The following is an 18,829-nucleotide window of genomic DNA, read 5'->3' as shown; positions in this document are numbered from 1 at the left end:
ACACCAAACGAAGTTATTCTAACAAACCGCCGTATACCGAACGGTACGTACGGTGGTGTGAGGAGACAGCAGGGAAACTAATTCCCTGCTTCTTACTCGATCGGTTTCATAATAAATGTATAATTGACATTTATGTATTTCAAATGTTACCTAAACAAAATAAACCTTTATAAAAGCCAATAGTCTTTATGCTATAATCCAAACTAACCGAATGAAACAGATTTTTACGCTTCTCCTTATTTTATCATCTATTTACGTTTATGCTCAAAAAACGGGTTCAGTAAGCGGCCGGATAATCCAATCAAAAGATAAAAAGCCGATTGATTACGCCTCTATCGCAGTTAAAAACTTAAGCGATTCGAGCATGGTTGGCGCAGTAAGTACATCAGAAGATGGGAAATTTGTTTTCAAAGGCTTAAAACCCGGTAGCTATAAATTGTATGCTGCATTTTTGGGCTTAAAAAACACCACCAAAGATTTTACCATCTCAGCAGATAAACTGGACATAATACTTAGTGATATTGTTTTAGAGGGGGGTGCAATCGATCTTCAAACAGTTGATATAAAAGCTGAAGTGCCGCCAATTGTAGTAAAAAAAGATACCATAGAGTTTAATGCAAGTTCATTTAAGGTAATAGAAAATGCGGTGGTAGAAGATTTGTTGAAAAAGCTGCCCGGGGTAGAAGTGGATAAAGCGGGAACAGTTAAAGCGCAGGGCGAAACCATTACCAAGGTTAGGGTAGATGGAAAAGAATTTTTTGGCAATGATCCGCTGCTGGCCACTAAGAACCTGCCGGCAGATATGATTGATAAAATCCAGATCATTGATGAACTTTCAGATCAGGCTCAGTTTACCGGCATTGATGATGGCTCTAGAACCAAGATTATCAATATCACTACCAGAAAAGATAAGAAAAACGGATACTTCGGCAATAGCACAGCTGGTTATGGCTCTAACGACCGCTATGATGTAAATGCAAACATAAATCATTTTAAACAGGATAAACGATTGAGTGTTATTGCACAGTTTAATAATGTGAACAAACAAAATTTTGGAGGCGGTTTGGGTGGCGGCAATGGTGGTAGTAACGGTGGCAGGGGTGGAATAACCGATACCAAAGCCGGAGGTTTCAATTTTTCGGATGAATATGCCGATGAAACGGAAATCAGCCTGAGTTATTTTGTCAATAAATCTGATAACCTGATTGTATCGAACAGTGTAAGGCAAAATCTGTTGGGAAATGAGACCACCGTTTTTAAAAACGATCAGGTGAATAACTCCGATCGGTTAAATCACCGACTTAATTTTATGGTAGATACCAAGATTGATTCATTAACCTCACTCCGTATACAACCAAATTTGAGTTATACCGATAATGAGAGCTTAAACAATAGCACCTATACCCGCGATTTTAACAGCTACATGATCACCGGAACGCAATCGTTGAGGAATCACAATACCGCACCATCAATCAGCAATAATATCCTGTTGCGTAAAAAATTTATGCGCAGGGGTAGAACGTTATCGCTTAACTTTAATACCAATATAAACAATAATGATGCTGATAATTACAATACCAACCCTGAAACCCGTAAAGAAAACGGCACTAGCACGCTAAAAACTACCGATCAGTTTAACGATCAGGAGAGCGAATCCATTAATCAGAATACAAGATTGGTATATACCGAGCCATTGGATAAGACCCTGAGCCTGGAGTTTAATTATCAAAATGGTTATAATCACAATACATCCGACCGTTTTACCTATAATTTTAATCCCGCTACCCTGCAATACGATTTATTGGATCAAACCTTCAGTAATGCGTACGAAAATACAATTTTAACCAATTCTGCCGGTTTTAGTTTTAATAAAATGGCTAAAAAATACAACTGGAATGTAGGGATGGCCGTTCAAAATACCGATAGAACCAACAATAACATCAGTAAAGGATTTGTGCTGAAGCAAAACGTATTTAATTATACTCCTTCGGCAATGTTCAGGTACAATTTCAGCAACAGCAAACGTTTGGTATTTAATTACAGGGGCAGTACCAACCAGCCAACCATTCAACAATTACAGCCGATCAGGAACAATACCAATACGCAGAGCGTGCCTGTGGGTAACCCCGATTTAAAGCCCGAATTTAACAATACCCTAAGGGTAGCCTTTAATACTTTCACAGTTGGCAAAAACAGATCGTTGTTTGTAAATTTAAACCTTACCCAAACCACCAATCGGATTGCAAACAGCAGCAGCTTAATTCAGAGTGGAGAAGATCAGGGTAAGCTTGCCGTTACCCCGGTTAACGTAAACGGCGTTTATTCAGGATCAATATCCTCTTCGTTGAGTTTGCCGCTTATGGCCGATAACAAGCTTAATTTTCATGTCAATGTAAGCGGAAACTACGATAGAGACGTAAACTTTACCAACTCCTTAAAAAATATAACCAACAGCTGGGCAATTACCAATGGTTACCGTTTGGTTTCTAATTTAGATAAGCTCGATTTAACCGCAGGAGTAAGCGGCTCTGTAAACCGTGCAACTTATTCCGTTCAGCCAAATTCCAATACACGTTATTATACCTTTAGTCCGAATGTAAGCGTAAGTTATTTATTTCCAGGTGATATCCGCTGGGCTGTAGATGCTGATTATAATCAGAATACTGGAAGAGGGGAAGGCTTCGATACGCATTTCACATTGGTTAACTCTTATATCAGCAAACAGTTTTTTAAAAACAGGGGAACTTTTAAGGCTGCGGTAAACGATTTATTGAACGAAAATCAAGGCATAAGCCGAACGGCAAATAACAATACCATACAGGATGTGAGTTATAATGTATTGAAACGTTATTTTATGTTTTCATTTACCTATTCGTTAAACAGGATGGGCGGAAAAAACCGTATCAGAGGTGGAGAAGAAGGCGGTAGAGGCCGTGGTGGTAATGGCGGCGGTGGCTTTGGTGGTGGCAGGCAGCGGAACTAAATCATCTCAGGGTAAACCTGCATAATTTATCCCGTCCTTAAGGCCGCGTTATTTGGAATAAATCTAAAGAAAGGTTAACTTGCGCCAAATTTAGCACATGAAACTGTCACACCTAAAAGTTGGGGAAAAAGGAACAATTGTAGCATTTACAGATTTAGACATGTCTGTAAAATTGATGGAGATGGGATGCTTGCCCGGCGAGGTGGTAGAGGTAGAACGTTTTGCTCCTTTGGGCGATCCGATGGCCATTCGTGTTGCTGGCTATCAGCTTTGTTTGCGTAAAAGCGAAGCTGATGTTATTATCATACAATAAATAAGCTGGGTTTGGATATTAAAGTTGCGTTAGTTGGTAATCCCAATACAGGTAAATCTACATTATTTAACCGTTTAACAGGGTTAAATCAAAAAATAGGAAATTTTCCAGGGATTACGGTTGATAAGAAAACAGGTTTTACAAAACTTGCCGAAGGTAAAGAAGCCGAAATTATAGATTTACCCGGAACTTATAGTTTATATCCAAAAAGTAGCGACGAGAGTATCGTTTTTCAGGTACTTGCTGATAAAAACAACAGCAGCCACCCCGACGTAATTGTGCTGATTGCTGATGCCTCCAACCTGAAACGTAACATGCTTTTGTATTCGCAGGTTGCAGATTTGGGCATCCCAATGATTTTAGCCTTGAATATGATCGATCTTTCTACCAAGCAGGGGATTGAAATTAATTTGGATAAGCTTGCCGAAAAACTGGGTATTCAGGTTGTTTCAATTTCTGCAAGAAATAATATCGGCATTGATAAGCTAAAGCAGGCCATTGCCAATACCAATAAAATTGCCACCCAGTTTCAGGATGTTGATGTTAATTTTTTGGCTCCTGCAGCCATTAATGCGATTAAATCCAAACTCAACTCAGATAACGATTATTACGCTTTGCAGGTTTTGCACCAGCATGAATACTTAACTTTTTTTACTGAAAAAGAACAGGAAGAAATTGAGGAAATTGAGCAATCACATCACTTTGAATCTTCCAAAATTCAGGCTGCAGAAACCATTGCCAGGTATAAACACCTTAGTACAATCTTGTCTGGAGTGGTTGTCGATAATAATGTAGAAAAGAAATTTTCCTTCAGTGATCGTTTGGATGCTATCCTTACACACAAGGTATGGGGTTTCGCAATTTTCCTGTTCATCCTCTTTGTAATTTTCAATGCCATATTTGCATGGTCATCTTATCCGATGGATTGGATTGAAACCGGTTTTGGTTTTATCACAAGTATTGGTCATGAGTATTTGCCTGCCGGTATGCTTACCGATTTACTTCTTGATGGCGTAATTGCCGGCTTAGGAGGTATTTTTGTTTTTATCCCTCAAATTGCAATTCTCTTTGCTTTTATTTCCATTTTAGAAGATACCGGTTATATGGCCCGGGTTACCTTTATGATGGATAAAATTATGAGTAAGGTAGGCCTTAACGGAAAATCGGTAGTGCCGATGATCGGTGGTTTAGCCTGTGCTGTGCCATCTATTATGGCGGCAAGGAACATTGAAAACTGGAAAGATAGGATGATTACCATCATGGTTACCCCATTGGTAAGCTGTTCGGCAAGGCTCCCGGTATATATTTTAATAATTTCCTTGATTATTCCATCCAAAACCGTGTTAGGCATTTTTAATATGCAAGGTTTGGCACTGATGGTGATGTACCTTGTTGGCATTTTTGCTGCGGTTTTGGTTGCATGGGTGATGAAATTCATCATCAAAACCAAAGAAAGGTCTTATTTTATCATGGAGTTGCCTATTTATCGCATGCCCAGATGGAAAAATGTTTTTTACACGATGTATGAGAAATCGAAAACCTTTGTTTTCGAAGCCGGTAAAGTTATTATAGCCATTTCAATTATTCTTTGGGTGATGGCTTCTTTCGGACCGGGAAACCGTTTTGAGTCCATTGATAAAAAATATGAAACGGCTTTAGCTGACACTACAAAAAATACCGATCACATTAAAACTTTGGTTGCTACCGAGAAGTTAGAAAACTCTTATGTAGGTATTCTTGGTCATGCGATTGAGCCTGTAATCCGCCCTTTGGGTTACGATTGGAAGATTGGGATAGGCTTAATTACCTCTTTTGCTGCACGTGAAGCATTTGTAGGTACCATGGCTACCATTTACAGTGTAGATGGGGGTGACGAAGATACTGGTACAATCAGGACGCGTATGTCGGCCTCAAAAAATAGCCTTACCGGTTTACCTGTATATACTTTTGCCACAGGTATTTCATTAATGCTTTTTTATGCTTTTGCAATGCAGTGCATGAGTACGGTTGCGATTGTTTACCGTGAAACAAAGGGCTGGAAGTGGCCAGTTATCCAGCTGGCTTATATGACTGCCATGGCTTACGTTGCTGCGCTGATTGCTTATCAGTTATTAAAATAAATTGGAGTTAAAATTCATCACTCTTATTTTGTCAGTCTAAGGCTAGTAGAAGGGTCTTTTTCTAAATGATAACCAGAACAATATCTGTGCAATATTAAGTTTCCTCCTGCTCCGTTTTACTTCACCCGGAAAATCGGGTTCGTGTTCACTCCATTCCGCGAAAATAGTTTTAATTTAACTAAAAAGGTGTAAATTAAATGTTTACGGGCTTTTTCGTTTTCTGGAAATACCAAATTATTCATTTTTCGCAAGAAAAAGGTGAGCAATTCGGCGAGCACATTTAATGATATCAATGCTCACCAATTGTAGCTTAAACAATTGTTTATAAGCTAGTTCAATCATCAAACATCTTGAGTGTAAGTGACAGAATTAACAATATTGTTTCACTTTAACCATTTGTCATGAGAACAAACATGAATCTGATTTTTTATTTAAAAAAGCGCTCCGCTTACAAAAACGGTCCCGTAACCATCTATTTGAGGTTTACGGTCGATGGTAGACCGGCAGAAACCTTAACAGGTAAGTCCTGTGATCCGAATGGCTGAAACGCACAGGCTGGGCGGGCTTCAGGTACTAAAGAGGATATCAGGGTTCTAAATGCTTACCTGGATAAGTTGCAGTCCAAGGCTCAGGAACTTCAACAGGTGATGACGATAGCGAACGAAACCGTTACGGCAGAAACGGTTAAAAACCGCTTTATAGGTAAAGCTGACTTGTTTTCTTATCTGGGAAGAAAGAGCCTAGAAGTATATGTTCTATTTCCCGGATTTGACTGGAGATACACCTACTATGGTTTTTCGCATTGTTTTCTTCCCATAATTTGAGACTGAAATACAATGCTCTATTGTAATCCGTAAATGGGGATTAAGCCATCAGAGCCGGATGGTAAAAACTGGGGTGCACAGTTTGTAATGAAATCTGTTGCACACTTTAGCTTCTTCCCTAAATTTTGAGGGTATGTTACAGCTAAATATTAAAAAATGTCGAGCATTTGGTGCGCAGGGAATCACTCAGAAGTGCGTTAATTTTTTGGTCGTCCCAAATGGTTTCAGATCCCGGGCGAGAGGGATTTTGGCACTTTTTCTGATGCCATTGACATATGATTCAACAATTGTAGGGATTTCCCATCAATGCCAATTTAATGTCTGCCCGCATTTCTACATATCCAGTTATATGAATATTTAGATATAGGAATATTCATATATGCGCATATATGACAACATGACAGATCTGATCATTCCATTATGAGAGGAAAAAATCTATTCGGCACGGCAAAATATCATTAAGTACAAAAAACCAGCTTGTAAAGGTCTTCGCTACAAACGAATGCTGTAAGTCATAATTTCCGTACCATTAGAATTTCTCACAATTTCTTTAGAGTTTCTGAGTATCAATTTATGGCTTCCAAGTTTGCTGTTTGAAACAAATTCTCCATCTGGAGTTTGTTCACTGATAATAAACATATGCCAGCCCGCGTTTGACGGAAGTGAGATAATTATTTTTTTCTTAGCCTTCAATTCGTTTTCTATTGTTCTGAAAAGGCTATCTATCGGAAATTTCGCGTCCCGCGGCAAAACAAATTTTTGAAAAAACGTAATGCCGTACAGCAATTGATGAAAAATACGCTTGGGACTTATTTGACCATCCAAAAATTGTAAACTATCAAACTGGACAAGCTGAAGAAAAATTGGAAGACATTTTTACTGGCCATCAAGTATCTTCAATAATAAATCATCTTGACAATTTGCCAAAAATCGCTTTCAATCGCAAGACAAAACAAGTAGCAATATCAAACAAAGACAAAATTGAAGTACTTACTAAATAAAAATACGGGAGGTAACACGGGTCTGGCAAAGTGGCGGTTCAGTCCCGCAGCTACAATTTCGGATATTAAAGTTTGGTTCTCCACATCAATAGTTGTGGCGAAAATCGCCACCTTCGCCAAGCTCAAAACCATTATAGAAATTAAGGGAGTGGCTTAAAAAACGAAACGTTCAATAAACAAAAATCAATGAAATTTAATATGTTTGATATTCAATGGTAACTAAGCGGAATCAATTTCATTTTATCTACATATTTAATAGCTATAAAAAATTAGGTATTCTAATCTGCCTTTTTCTTTTTTTGCACTCTTGCAAAAGCGATAGACAGCTAGATAAAAAGTTTGCAATTAAATTCACAAAGAATCAGAAACTTTATTTCGTTGAAACTGCATATGACAAAGGTGTTAACCACAAATGGGTAAAAGGAAATATCACTTATGCATTAGGATCCAAATTTGAACCTTCAGAACAAGATTTTATCAAAAAAACAATGGACTATATTTCCTCACTAAAAAATCTTCCGCAAATGAGGCTTACCGAGGGACATGGAGATATTACTTTTTATAAGCCCACCACCACTGTCGCTTTCAATAACTTAGCGAAGGATGCGTACTTATGGAGAGGATTTACACGAAGCGAGTACAATTTGGATAACACTCCCAAAAAATCGGATATTTTTATAAAAACAGACCAGACTAATTTAAACATCGAGATAACAATTCAACATGAATTAATGCATACATTAGGTCTTTTATGCCACCCAAATACTAAATTCCTAGAATCCTCTGCTCTAGGCAGGCGATTCTTTAATTCTTCCGATCCAAAGATTTTGCCAAATCTGCCTGAATTGGATTCGAAGGCCTTAATTATTCTCTATGATAAAAGATTTCTGTCTAGATCTAAACAAACCGAAGCCAAAGAAATCCTTGGCCTTAAATGATAAATTTGACTATTTCTTTCATAAATAGCTCCTGATATACAACCCTAATAACCAACCCATAAACTTAAAATTATCTAACAATAAAACGGAGATTAGATGCCAAAAAAAAGCAGAAAATATATACCTACAAACTTAATGATGGATGATTTGGGACAAGGCATTTCTATAGACAAAATCAGTTTTAGAAATTCTGACTTTAATACAGGAGAACTATACGAGTTGGCAACAGAATCGCATAGAGATTCAGGATATACATTCCATTTCATTCAAAAAGGCACCGTTCATATTGAGATAGATTTTCAAAAGTATATAATCACATCACCTACAATTGTATACATGCACCCCAATCAAGTACACCGTATCCTATCCTTTACGGATATAACAGTCTGTGCCTTATCAATGAATAAGGAGAAACTAAATCCTGATTACCTGGATTTTTTGGAAGAAATCTCACCATCTAGGCCATTGCTATTAAATAAACCTCAGCATATAAACATTTTTACCAGTTTTTCCCTTTGTCTAAATTTTTCTAAGCAAAAAAGCAATAAATTATATCAATTACTATTAAAAGACAGTTCAAATACGCTGGTTGCCTTACTCATTTCAGAATTTTTAAATCATAATAATGCAGAAAACACCCTTCCACGATTTGAAATAATCGCGAAGAATTTTAAGCAACATCTGGAAAAAAATTACGTCATTTTAAAACGGCCATCCACGTATGCCCAACTGCTGAATATTTCTACTCATTATCTAAATGAAAGCATAAAAAGTGCCACAGGCTTATCCGTCTCCCAACAGATTCAAGATAGAATTATTTTGGAAGCCAAGCGCCTACTATACCATTCTGATAAATCAGTAAAGGAAATTGCATACGAATTGGGCTATGAAGACTATCCCTATTTTTCCAGGCTATTTACAAAAATTACCGGCATGACCGCATTAACTTTCCGTCAGCAAAAGTACGAATAGTCCAATAGATGCCACCATTAGTCCTTTCCCAATCTCACTCTAAAAGATAGTTTTGCATTATCAAATTTAAAAGAGTTAAGAATGGAACTAAATAAAAGTGTGCTCATATCAGGTTCAAGTTTTGCAGGACTCACAACTGCCTACTGGATGAATAAAATGGGCTATAATGTGACTATCGTGGAAGTTGGTCAATCTCTAAAAAAAGGAGGAACACCAGTAGATATAAAAGACCAAACTGTTGAGATTGTAAAAAGAATGGGTCTCTTCGAGAAGATAAAAGCGAATAGATTAGCATTAGAAAAATGGGAATTTAAAAATGATAAAGATTTAACGGGATACTCAATGTTATTGAGAAATCCCGGTGAAAAAATGCCAGATGATGAGTTTGAAATAGAACGTGATGTGTTACTGAAAATGATGTATGAAGCAGTTAAAGATGATGTGACATTTATTTTCGACAACAGTATTACGGCTTTAAATGAAATGAAAGATTCTGTGGAGGCAATCTTTAAAGACGGCTCCCGACATCAATTTGACTACATATTCGGTTGCGATGGTATACACTCGGCAGTAAGGAGAATTTGGTTTGGGAGCGAAGAAAAGTATACCACTTTTTTAGGACAATATTTCTCTATTGCTATTGTCAACAAATTGCTCATTAAAGAAAGGACCTTGCAAATATATGCTGAGCCAAATAAATCTTTTATGCTAAATGCATACAACGGTAAAACAGACATTGTATTTACTTTCCGGCCAGAAAAAGAAATATCTTATGATTTCCGAAGCCAGGAGCAAATAAAAAAGATCGTATTTGACCAGATGCAAGGTATGAGTTGGAGAGCATCTGAATTAAAAAAAGAATTATTGAATTCAGATTCATTTTACTTTGATAAGTTTTGCCAGATAAAAATGCCCTCATGGACAAAAGGCAGAGTAGCATTAGTTGGGGACGCAGGATATTGTGCTTCTCCAGCAGCAGGTATGGGAGGTTCGCTGGCCATCATCGGGGCGACAGCTTTAGCAGATGCGTTTGCAGAAAACAATCATAATCTTGAGTTGGCTTTTGCAACTTATCATAAAAATTTACGCCCATTTATAGAAGAAGTACAGGAAGGTGTAATTGGAAATCTAGAGGCCTTACTTCCGCGAAATGAAGAAGCTGTTTATAAACAATATGCTGAAGGTATTAGCTTTTAAAGTCACTACAGAGCAATAGTACACCCATATGGTCATCAATACGGGGGATAAATACAAAATGTTTTGATAAATAGCGTTCAGGTTCATTCTTCAAATTATAATTAATACTGTAGGTTGGCTTGAATTTCTGCAATCTGCAAGGCTTAACCACTACATCTACGAAATATTGTCTCCAAAAACGAAAGTATTCATCCCCTACTATTTATCTTTCTTTCAAATGTAAGTTACCTGCACAGATTATGGCAAAGAGAAAAATGTATCATAAAACGCATATTATAAAAAATCGAACACAAATGTAACACATTTATTACATTTCGAATATTTCGAATATTTCATATATTTCTTTTATTTGCATAAAAAATAATTATGAACACTATTGAACAACGTCGTAAACCCTCGAAATCGGAACAAAGAGTTGCACGTGAATCATATCCTGCAGTACTATCTATTCTATCACATATCAATGGAGAAGAAACTGAAATAGAGATCGAAGAAAGCAAAGAGAAAATTAAAATCCCTTCTAGAGCACTTGAATTTTTAAGTGATATTTTAAAAGCGATGAGTGAAGGTAAGCCAATTTCAATAGTTCCTATTGCAACTGAAGTTACCACTCAAAAAGCAGCCGAAATCTTAGGATGTTCTAGGCCCTACTTAATCAAGCTGTTGGAAGAAGGTCGAATCCAATTCGTAAAGGTAGGAAAACATCGTAGGATTAAATTTGAGGATGTAGTAAGCTATAAACAGAAGATGAAAAAGGACCAAAAGCAAAACCTTATTGACATAATGACCTTTGACGAAGAAAACGGATTGTATGATTCATAGTGTTAGATTTAAAGCAGTTCTAGATACCAATGTCATCTTTCCCATTGAAATCAGAGATTTGTTATTTTGGTTTGCTCATTATGAACTTTATACGCCGAAATGGAGTCAAAATATTTTTGACGAATGGAAAAGAGTAATGGTTAGAAAAGGAATTAGTGAAAATGAAGCATTGAAACGTGTAAGCAGAGCAACTCAGGCATTTCCAGATGCTCTGGTACATAACTACGATGGCCTAATCGCAGATTTAAGGTTACCAGATGAAGACGACCGTCATGTGCTTGCAGCAGCTATTAGAACAAATGCTAATGTTATCGTAACTAATAATCTAAAAGACTTCCCGGAAGAATACCTAGATTCTTTTGGTTTAAAAGTGAAAAGTTCAGACTATTTTTTAACTGATATTGTAAGCTCCCCTGTTTTTCAGACCATTCAAAAGTATAGCGGCAGCTGCCTTGAGCCCCTCCAAATCATGATTCATCGGGACTATAGCAAATAACGGGACTACTGTTCCCGAAATCCCACTCAGCGTTCATTTCCTGATTATTAAGAATAACCAATAGCGTTTTACCATATAAGGCATATGAGATCATTTAAGCTTCGTGTTCTTAGATGAAATCTTTTTGCTTTAGTCTTTTTAACCTTAGTCTTTATGCTTTAACCCAATTCTATCTGTCTTTTAATGCTTTCTTCTAATGAAATCAAAGTTTCTGTACGCTGAATGCCGTTTACAGCCTGAATTTCTTCATTTAAAACATGCCTTAAATGGTTTGTATCCCTGCAAATAATTTTGGCGAACATACTATAAGCTCCGGTAGTATAATGCAATTCTACCACCTCCTTAATTTTGCTTAGTTGTGCTACGGCATCCTTATATTGGATTCCTTTTTCGAGGTAGATACCCAAAAAAGCACATATATCGTAGCCAGCCTTCTGTGGATCGATAATTAAGTGTGAGCCTTTGATAATACCCATTTCCTGCAATTTCTTCATACGTACATGTATGGTACCGCCAGAAACAATCAGATCTTTTGCTATTTCTGTATAGGGTTTAGTGGCATCCTGCATCAACTGCTTCAATATATCGATATCAAGGTTGTCAATTTCTAAATTGGTATTGTCTTTTTTAAGCATATTTTTGAATTATGATAAGCGAATTTACGAATATTTATCAATATTATAAAAATAAAATTAATTGTTTAAAATATTTGCAAGGTATCGGTTGATCCTTTACATTTGTATCAAGCAATTAACAAAAAGGGAACGTTCTTTCACAATTGCAGAACATAATGTAGGGTGGTGAAACAGGCAGACACACCTCCTTGTCTCGGTGGCGGAGAATAATGGGAATATACCGGTTTCGGTACTAACCACTCCTTGAAGGTTCGATTCCTTCCCCTACAGCCAGTGCAGTTGGCAATTTACAGTAATTAGTATAATACTAAAAACTAAAATTGGAAACTGTTAACTATTAAAATGTTGGGTGGTGAAATTGGCAGACACGCCTCCTTGTCTCGGTGGTGGGGAATAATGGGACAAACGCAGTTTATTGGGTTGACCACAAATTAATTTTTTGAACTGTAGCTAACTACCCCTTGAAGGTTCGACTCCTTCCCCAACAGCATTTTTTATGAATAATAAGTTAGTTAATCGAGCAATCCTGGATAGGTTGCTCTTTTTCTTTTTGAGGCTATTTATAAAATCATTACATCTTTATGGATATATTGTTATATTACCAGAATAATTAATATTATACCCGTGTAATGCCTGTGATGAAGAAACGCGTTTCAATTAAAGATATAGCCAAACAATTAAATATTTCCATTACTACAGTCTCATTCGTAATTAATGGAAAGGCAAGAGAAAAAAATATTAGCGAATCGCTTACCAAAAAAGTTTTGGATCTTGTTGCCGAATTAAATTACCAGCCTAATGCCCTTGCCACAAGTTTAAGAACGGGTAAAACAAAAATTATCGGTTTTTTGGTTGATGATATTTCGGAACCTTTTTTTGCAGGCATAGCACGCAGAATCGACGAGATTGCCTCTAGCTTAGGCTATAAAATTCTTTTTAGCAGCACACGTAACGACACTGAAAAAGCAATCGAATTGCTGCAGATTTTTAAAGACAGGCACGTGGATGGTTATATTATGGCTTTGCCGGAAGGCCTTGAGGATGAAGTTAAAAAACTCATTCAAACAGATGCGCCGGTTGTTTTATTTGATCGCTATGTACAGGATGTAAAAACCGATTACGTAATAATCGACAATAAAAACAGTACCTACCAGGCAACCGAACACCTGATTGAAAATGGCTACAAAAAAATCGGTTTTGTAACGATCGATACCGTTCAGCAGCAAATGGTAGATCGTTTAACAGGTTATGAGGCCGCAATTGAAGCTTACAGCCTGTCTCCAATTGTTAAGAAAATCAGCTATGTCAATTCTTCAGCATCGATTGAGGAAATGGTGAAATTCTTTAAAGCAGAAAATCAGCTTGATGCAGTGATTTTTGCTGCCAATTACATTTGCCTGGATGGTTTAAGAACTTTTAGGAAGTTGGGTATTAAAATTCATAAAGACCTGGCGGTTGTTTCTTTTGATGACTTCGAGATTCTTGAGTTTTGCGAACCGCCTGTTACCGCCATTGCCCAGCCCTTGGAAGCCATTGCAGAAAACGTTATGAAAATTCTGTTGAACAAACTTAAAAAAACTGCAAAACCTGTTGAGAATGCTCAGGTATCATTGCCAACCATATTAAACATCAGGGGCTCAAGCTTAAAGAAATAAAAAAGGGAATAGATTTTATATCCATTCCCTTTGAAGATCATATTTTGAACAGATTAAACTGTCATGATATCTTTTTCTTTAGCTTCAGCGTGTTTATCAACTTTAACTATATAAGCATCGGTTAATTTTTGTACTTCAGCCTCACCTGTTTTAATTTCATCATCAGAAACACTTTCGCCTTTTAACTTTTGAATTTTAGTATTGGCATCTTTACGGATGTTACGAACCGTAACGCGGCCTCTTTCTGCCTCTTCTTTAACTTTTTTCACCAAATCCCTTCTACGCTCCTCAGTTAGTGGTGGAACCACCAAACGGATTACAATACCATCATTCTGTGGATTGATACCGATATTGGCTACCTGTATTGCTTTTTCGATTGGAGTTAAAAGTGATTTTTCCCAAGGTTGGATTACAATTGTTCTGGCATCAGGTGTGTTGATACTGGATACTTGTGATAATGCGGTTGATGCACCATAATAATCAACATAAATACCATCCAACATCCCAGCTGATGCTTTGCCAGCCCTGATTTTAGTTAATTCAGATTCACAATGATCGATAGCCCTATCCATTGCAGATTGAGCATCCATTAATTGTAATTGTATGAGGTCGTTCATAATTGTGTGTATTTCTACAAAAATAATATTTTTTATTCCTTATTTAACAAGCGTTCCGATAGGTTCGCCATTGGCGATTTTCATGAAATTACCATGTTTATTCATATCAAACACAATAATTGGTACTTGGTTTTCCTCACAAAGGGTAAAAGCCGTCATGTCCATTACATTAAGTCCTTTGTCGTAAACTTCTCTGAAAGAAATTTCTCCGTACTTTGTAGCCAAAGGATCTTTTTCAGGATCTGCAGTGTAAATGCCATCTACACGGGTTCCTTTTAATACAACATCTGCTTTAATTTCAATCGCACGCAAAGCTGCTGCAGAATCGGTAGTGAAATATGGATTTCCTGTTCCGGCACCAAAAATAACCACACGGCCCTTTTCGAGGTGACGGACTGCTCTTCTGCGGATAAACGGTTCACAAATCTGTTCCATTTTTATTGCAGTAAGCAAACGGGTTTTAATACCAACTTTTTCAAGGGCATCCTGTAAAGCCATAGAGTTGATTACGGTGGCCAACATGCCCATGTAATCAGCCTGTGCTCTATCCATCCCACTTTTTTCAGCGCTTAGGCCTCTAAAAATATTTCCTCCACCAATCACGATTGCGATTTCTAAACCTTTGTCGTGTACAGCTTTGATATCTTCCGCATATTGTTTAACGCGTTCATTATCAATTCCATATTGTTTGTCGCCCATTAGCGATTCCCCGCTAAGTTTAAGTAGGATGCGTTTGTATTTCATGACCTCAAAAATATTAACAATTTTTTAATACCTAGCTATGCTTTTTAACAATTGATGTAAATATTTAAATAGAAATACTGATTTTAATAAAAAAGAGCAATAAGTAAAAATATAGCTCGCAATATTGCGCCACTTTTATGGCTGATAATATGCTATAGAAGGCTTAATATCTATTTTAGTTGATAATTAAGGCTTTCCCCTGCTGCGGAAAGATTAGTTTTATTCTTGTTGCATTTCCTGAAATTAATTGCTGCCTTACCTTTTCGGCTGTGTGCTGTGGTGGTTTAGTATGGGTAACAATAAAAGATACCTTTTTAAAGGCTTCCTTATTGGTAAAACTTTCGAGTTTTGACAGCTCACTATAAAAAAGCTTTGGCGTAAGGTGCCCGAACAGTTGCTTTTCAGGTTGCTCATTTGGAAAAGAAACCTCCAAAAAAATTGCTTTTAAAGTACCTGCGTTAATTAGTGGGGCTATTGCTTGCCACAGATTGGAAAGTTTATCTGATTTTTCAATCTCATCTGCTCCGGTATCTCCCAGGTACAAAACATAACTATCGTTATTACTGACCAGAAAAGCCGTACTTTTATAAGGATTGCCATGGCTTAACTCAAATGCCCTTACTTTCATTGCTGTTCCATCAAGCGGATAGGTTTCGCCCTCAAGTATAGGGGTGTAAGTGTACTTTTTTAATTGTGGTTTTTCACCTTCATTTGCAAAATTAGCCCAGGCATCCCAGGTAAAGTATTTATCTCTTAATATATTCAATACTGAAGGTAAGCCATAAATCTTTTTAGCGGTATCTGCTGGTGAATTGATGATCAGGCCTGAAACATGATCTAAATGTGCATGTGAAATTAAATATCCCTTAAGCTGTTTGCGCTGAATTTCTTCACTCACTCCCTTTAATGTTTTGAGCGCTATTGCTTTTTGAATACCGGCATTGATAGTGCCGGCATCTAAACAGATGTAATTCTGATCACCTGTTGGAGCGACCATGTAAGCCGATAAATTGCTTTCATCATCACCGCCCTTAACTCCAAGGGGTATAACGGTAAAAGAATTGTTTTTCTTTTGTGCCCAGGAAGTAATGCAGCAAACTGATAAAAAAAGGAACAGGGAAAAGATTTTTCTAAACATATGGCTATTGATTATATCGTTTCTCCTTTAAAGATTACTTCTTTGAGGTTTAGCATATCATCAAGTATTAAAAAGGTGGCCTGGTCACCAATTTCGATGCTTGCTGTAAGGTTTTCTATTCCGATCAGTTTTGCAGGATAAGTTGTTGCCATTTGTACCGCATCGTTTAAACTGATTCCACAATATGTTACACAGTTTTTAATGGCTGTTAACATGGTTAGTGATGATCCTGAAAGTGTTCCGTTGGGCATAACATATTTATTGTCTTTTTCGATATGCTGGTATGGCCCTGTAGCGCAGGCAGTTACTGCATCAGTGATGAGGAATAAACGCTCTTTTAATAGTTTCTGAGCAAATTTTACTACTTCAAAATCTACATGTTTTCCATCGGCAATAATGCTTGCCATTGCTTTATCATGGTTAAAAACGGCGGTAGGGATGCCTGGTTCGCGGTGGTGGATGGGACTCATGGCATTAAAAAGATGGGTAGTGGTTTGGATACCTTTATTGTAAGCCGCGGTTGCCTCATCAAATGTTGCATTGCTATGGCCCAATGAAACAACAACTCCGCTATCCAATAAATATTCAATAACGGCATCATCCTGAAGCTCGGGAGCGATTGTCATCATTTTGATCACGCCATCTCCAAAATCCATCAGTTTTTTAATTTCATCCAGAGAAGCTTTACGTACATACCCGGGCACATGTGCCCCTAAACGTTTTGGGTTTAAAAACGGACCTTCTAAGTGTAATCCAAGGCAATTTTTGGCAGTGGAACGATGTTCTTTTGCTGCGCTGATACATTTGTTAAAAACTTCTGCAGAATTGGTGGCCATGCAGGCCAGAAATCCCGTTGTTCCTTTTCTCAGCAGATCGTCTTCCATTATTGTCAATGATTCTACAGTTGGATCAGCAGAAAACAGCCTGCCGCCCGAGCCGTAAATCTGTAAGTCGATACACCCGGGAATTACTAAAAAATCACTTGTTGCTGTATGATCGGAATCTTTTATATCTGAAATCAAAGATCCTTCAATAGTGATGGTCTGATTCTTTTTCAGATCGTTATCCTTAAAGTAGGATACATTGGTTATTACTTTAGACATATTAAACGTTTGAGTAAATTTAAGCTTACATGGCCAAAGTTAAATAATGTAGCTAAATATTTGGTTGATAAGGCAAAGCTTCTCAATTCATCGTGGGAAAGTTATTTTCCGAATGAATTGACCGTATGCATGATATGAGCGAAGTTTCAAGATTGCTTCGTTTTTTAGCAATGACTACGGTCTAGGAAATTAAGAAAGGAATGATGTTTATGCCGCCTTAAAAAGCGGAACTGACGGAATCTTTTGCTATAGATCTCTTTATTTCGCTCCGTTTCAGTCGTGATGACCTGAATTATTGGAATATAATGCAAAAAAAAGCTCCAATTTCTTGGAGCTTTTTTAATATGTTTTTTAGTGCTTATGCACCTAATTGTACGCGTTTGAATGCAGTTACAGTTAATCCTTTAGATGTATTATCTAAGAATTTACGAACATCTAATGAACTGTCTTTAACAAACTCCTGGTTTAATAAAGTACTGTCTTTGTAGAATTTATTCAATTTACCTGCAGCAATTTTCTCCACCATTTCTTCTGGTTTACCTTCCTGACGGATTACATCTTTAGCAATTTCAATTTCACGTTGGATAGTAGCAGGATCAACACCATCTTTATCAACAGCAACCGGGTTCATTGCAGCAATTTGCATTGCAACATCTTTACCAGCTTCAGTAATATCTACACCATTAGTGCCTTCAAATACTACCAAAACGCCCATTTTACCATTAGAGTGGATATATGAAACGATTTTCTCACCAGAAATATTTGCATAATCCTGGATAACAATTTTCTCTCCGATTTTACCGGTTAGTTCTGTAATAGTTTCAGCAACTGTACGTCCGTCTTCCAAAGTAATCGCTGATAATTCTTCTGCAGTAGCAGGATTGTTTGCAACTGCTGCAGCTAAAACTGCCTGAGCTAAATTACGGAAATCTTCAACTTTAGAAACTGGTTCAGTTTCGCAAGCTAAAGCAACTAATTTACCATTTGTGCCATCTGCTGAAACATTGATTGATACCAAACCTTCAGATGTAGCATTACCAGAACGAGCGGCAGATACTTTTTGACCTTTTTTGCGCAATAAATCAACTGCTGCTTCGAAATCGCCATTAGCTTCAACTAAAGCTTTTTTGCAATCCATCATACCAGCGCCAGTTTGTTGGCGTAGTTTATTTACATCTGCGGCAGTAATTTGTACTGTAGACATTTTATTTCCTTTTTTAAAGTTTACAATCTTGTTATAACAATTACAGGTTACAAGTTACAAGCGCTAA

17 protein-coding genes and 2 tRNA genes are annotated in these 18,829 nt (G+C 37.2%); 13 read left to right on the top strand and 6 right to left on the bottom strand.

The features are described 5' to 3' along the window. The first annotated feature begins 211 nt into the window (after positions 1 to 211). The 10 genes from ASE74_RS20650 to ASE74_RS20610 all read left to right on the top strand — a co-directional run bounded on the left by ASE74_RS20650 (position 212) and on the right by ASE74_RS20610 (position 11,666). Positions 212 to 2,983, top strand: coding sequence for an outer membrane beta-barrel family protein (locus ASE74_RS20650; RefSeq protein ID WP_055913321.1), 2,772 nt, complete (start codon positions 212 to 214; stop codon positions 2,981 to 2,983). A gap of 97 nt (positions 2,984 to 3,080) precedes the next feature. Continuing rightward, the gene (locus ASE74_RS20645; protein WP_055913318.1) at positions 3,081 to 3,296 is read left to right on the top strand and encodes a FeoA family protein; all 216 of its coding nucleotides are present in this window, start codon (positions 3,081 to 3,083) and stop codon (positions 3,294 to 3,296) included. A gap of 11 nt (positions 3,297 to 3,307) precedes the next feature. Then, positions 3,308 to 5,416 (top strand): ferrous iron transport protein B, encoded by a 2,109-nt coding sequence (gene feoB / locus ASE74_RS20640; protein WP_082458877.1) that lies wholly within the window; start codon positions 3,308 to 3,310, stop codon positions 5,414 to 5,416. Positions 5,417 to 5,817: 401 nt separating this feature from the next. Then, entirely contained in the window at positions 5,818 to 5,961 is a 144-nt protein-coding gene (locus tag ASE74_RS25560; protein WP_369800205.1) for an Arm DNA-binding domain-containing protein, read from the top strand. A 1,260-nt stretch (positions 5,962 to 7,221) separates the two neighbouring features. Next, positions 7,222 to 7,398: a hypothetical protein gene (locus ASE74_RS24845; RefSeq protein WP_157255493.1), complete on the top strand. Its 177-nt coding sequence runs from the start codon at positions 7,222 to 7,224 to the stop codon at positions 7,396 to 7,398. Positions 7,399 to 7,453: 55 nt separating this feature from the next. Beyond that, entirely contained in the window at positions 7,454 to 8,179 is a 726-nt protein-coding gene (locus ASE74_RS20630) for a hypothetical protein (protein ID WP_055913312.1), read from the top strand. Between the two features lie 96 nt (positions 8,180 to 8,275). Then, entirely contained in the window at positions 8,276 to 9,151 is an 876-nt protein-coding gene (locus ASE74_RS20625) for an AraC family transcriptional regulator (RefSeq protein ID WP_235526181.1), read from the top strand. Positions 9,152 to 9,232: 81 nt separating this feature from the next. Then, positions 9,233 to 10,348, top strand: coding sequence for an FAD-dependent monooxygenase (locus tag ASE74_RS20620; RefSeq protein ID WP_055913309.1), 1,116 nt, complete (start codon positions 9,233 to 9,235; stop codon positions 10,346 to 10,348). A 366-nt stretch (positions 10,349 to 10,714) separates the two neighbouring features. After that, entirely contained in the window at positions 10,715 to 11,170 is a 456-nt protein-coding gene (locus ASE74_RS20615; RefSeq protein ID WP_055913306.1) for a helix-turn-helix domain-containing protein, read from the top strand. After that, entirely contained in the window at positions 11,160 to 11,666 is a 507-nt protein-coding gene (locus ASE74_RS20610) for a PIN domain-containing protein (protein ID WP_082458876.1), read from the top strand. Before ASE74_RS20615 ends, ASE74_RS20610 begins: the two co-directional genes overlap by 11 nt. Before the next feature lie 158 nt (positions 11,667 to 11,824). On the opposite strand, the gene ASE74_RS20605 is transcribed toward ASE74_RS20610, so the two are convergent. Next, complete coding sequence (locus ASE74_RS20605; protein WP_055913303.1) at positions 11,825 to 12,301, bottom strand: Lrp/AsnC ligand binding domain-containing protein; 477 nt, start codon at positions 12,299 to 12,301, stop codon at positions 11,825 to 11,827. A gap of 156 nt (positions 12,302 to 12,457) precedes the next feature. Here ASE74_RS20605 and ASE74_RS24840 point away from each other — a divergent pair. The 3 genes from ASE74_RS24840 (at position 12,458) to ASE74_RS20600 (ending at position 13,956) form a co-directional block, all read left to right on the top strand. Beyond that, positions 12,458 to 12,574, top strand: a tRNA-Asp gene (locus tag ASE74_RS24840). Positions 12,575 to 12,644: 70 nt separating this feature from the next. After that, positions 12,645 to 12,789: transfer RNA gene (locus tag ASE74_RS24835), tRNA-Asp, on the top strand. Between the two features lie 150 nt (positions 12,790 to 12,939). Then, complete coding sequence (locus tag ASE74_RS20600; RefSeq protein WP_055913369.1) at positions 12,940 to 13,956, top strand: LacI family DNA-binding transcriptional regulator; 1,017 nt, start codon at positions 12,940 to 12,942, stop codon at positions 13,954 to 13,956. A 53-nt stretch (positions 13,957 to 14,009) separates the two neighbouring features. On the opposite strand, the gene frr is transcribed toward ASE74_RS20600, so the two are convergent. The 5 genes from frr to tsf form a co-directional block, all read right to left on the bottom strand. Further along, on the bottom strand, positions 14,010 to 14,573 hold the full coding sequence (gene frr, locus ASE74_RS20595; RefSeq protein ID WP_055913300.1) for a ribosome recycling factor: 564 nt from the start codon (positions 14,571 to 14,573) through the stop codon (positions 14,010 to 14,012). A 39-nt stretch (positions 14,574 to 14,612) separates the two neighbouring features. Next, positions 14,613 to 15,317: a UMP kinase gene (pyrH, locus tag ASE74_RS20590; protein ID WP_055913297.1), complete on the bottom strand. Its 705-nt coding sequence runs from the start codon at positions 15,315 to 15,317 to the stop codon at positions 14,613 to 14,615. 175 nt (positions 15,318 to 15,492) lie between these two features. Next, positions 15,493 to 16,455 carry an MBL fold metallo-hydrolase gene (locus ASE74_RS20585; protein WP_055913294.1) on the bottom strand — a complete coding sequence of 321 codons (963 nt, stop codon included), beginning with the start codon at positions 16,453 to 16,455 and terminating at the stop codon, positions 15,493 to 15,495. A gap of 11 nt (positions 16,456 to 16,466) precedes the next feature. Further along, on the bottom strand, positions 16,467 to 17,558 hold the full coding sequence (nagA, locus tag ASE74_RS20580) for an N-acetylglucosamine-6-phosphate deacetylase (protein WP_055913291.1): 1,092 nt from the start codon (positions 17,556 to 17,558) through the stop codon (positions 16,467 to 16,469). Positions 17,559 to 17,916: 358 nt separating this feature from the next. Next, positions 17,917 to 18,762: a translation elongation factor Ts gene (gene tsf / locus ASE74_RS20575; protein WP_055913288.1), complete on the bottom strand. Its 846-nt coding sequence runs from the start codon at positions 18,760 to 18,762 to the stop codon at positions 17,917 to 17,919. Positions 18,763 to 18,829: the final 67 nt, after the last annotated feature.

This window comes from Pedobacter sp. Leaf216 (assembly GCF_001421515.1).
Classification (GTDB): Bacteria; Bacteroidota; Bacteroidia; order Sphingobacteriales; family Sphingobacteriaceae; genus Pedobacter.
Note: the sequence above shows the minus strand (reverse complement) of the source record. Positions and strands in the feature narration are given on the sequence as shown.

What these genes read in the sequence shown, in the direction of transcription:
- pyrH (WP_055913297.1), bottom strand. Translation starts at nt 15,317, where the DNA reads ATGAAATACAAACGCATCCTACTTAAACTTAGCGGGGAATCGCTAATG.
- ASE74_RS20630 (WP_055913312.1), top strand. Translation starts at nt 7,454, where the DNA reads ATGGTAACTAAGCGGAATCAATTTCATTTTATCTACATATTTAATAGC.
- ASE74_RS20625 (WP_235526181.1), top strand. Translation starts at nt 8,276, where the DNA reads ATGCCAAAAAAAAGCAGAAAATATATACCTACAAACTTAATGATGGAT.
- ASE74_RS20645 (WP_055913318.1), top strand. Translation starts at nt 3,081, where the DNA reads ATGAAACTGTCACACCTAAAAGTTGGGGAAAAAGGAACAATTGTAGCA.
- ASE74_RS20605 (WP_055913303.1), bottom strand. Translation starts at nt 12,301, where the DNA reads ATGCTTAAAAAAGACAATACCAATTTAGAAATTGACAACCTTGATATC.
- ASE74_RS20620 (WP_055913309.1), top strand. Translation starts at nt 9,233, where the DNA reads ATGGAACTAAATAAAAGTGTGCTCATATCAGGTTCAAGTTTTGCAGGA.
- ASE74_RS20585 (WP_055913294.1), bottom strand. Translation starts at nt 16,455, where the DNA reads ATGTTTAGAAAAATCTTTTCCCTGTTCCTTTTTTTATCAGTTTGCTGC.
- ASE74_RS25560 (WP_369800205.1), top strand. Translation starts at nt 5,818, where the DNA reads ATGAGAACAAACATGAATCTGATTTTTTATTTAAAAAAGCGCTCCGCT.
- frr (WP_055913300.1), bottom strand. Translation starts at nt 14,573, where the DNA reads ATGAACGACCTCATACAATTACAATTAATGGATGCTCAATCTGCAATG.
- ASE74_RS20650 (WP_055913321.1), top strand. Translation starts at nt 212, where the DNA reads ATGAAACAGATTTTTACGCTTCTCCTTATTTTATCATCTATTTACGTT.
- ASE74_RS20610 (WP_082458876.1), top strand. Translation starts at nt 11,160, where the DNA reads ATGATTCATAGTGTTAGATTTAAAGCAGTTCTAGATACCAATGTCATC.
- tsf (WP_055913288.1), bottom strand. Translation starts at nt 18,762, where the DNA reads ATGTCTACAGTACAAATTACTGCCGCAGATGTAAATAAACTACGCCAA.
- ASE74_RS20600 (WP_055913369.1), top strand. Translation starts at nt 12,940, where the DNA reads ATGAAGAAACGCGTTTCAATTAAAGATATAGCCAAACAATTAAATATT.
- nagA (WP_055913291.1), bottom strand. Translation starts at nt 17,558, where the DNA reads ATGTCTAAAGTAATAACCAATGTATCCTACTTTAAGGATAACGATCTG.
- ASE74_RS20615 (WP_055913306.1), top strand. Translation starts at nt 10,715, where the DNA reads ATGAACACTATTGAACAACGTCGTAAACCCTCGAAATCGGAACAAAGA.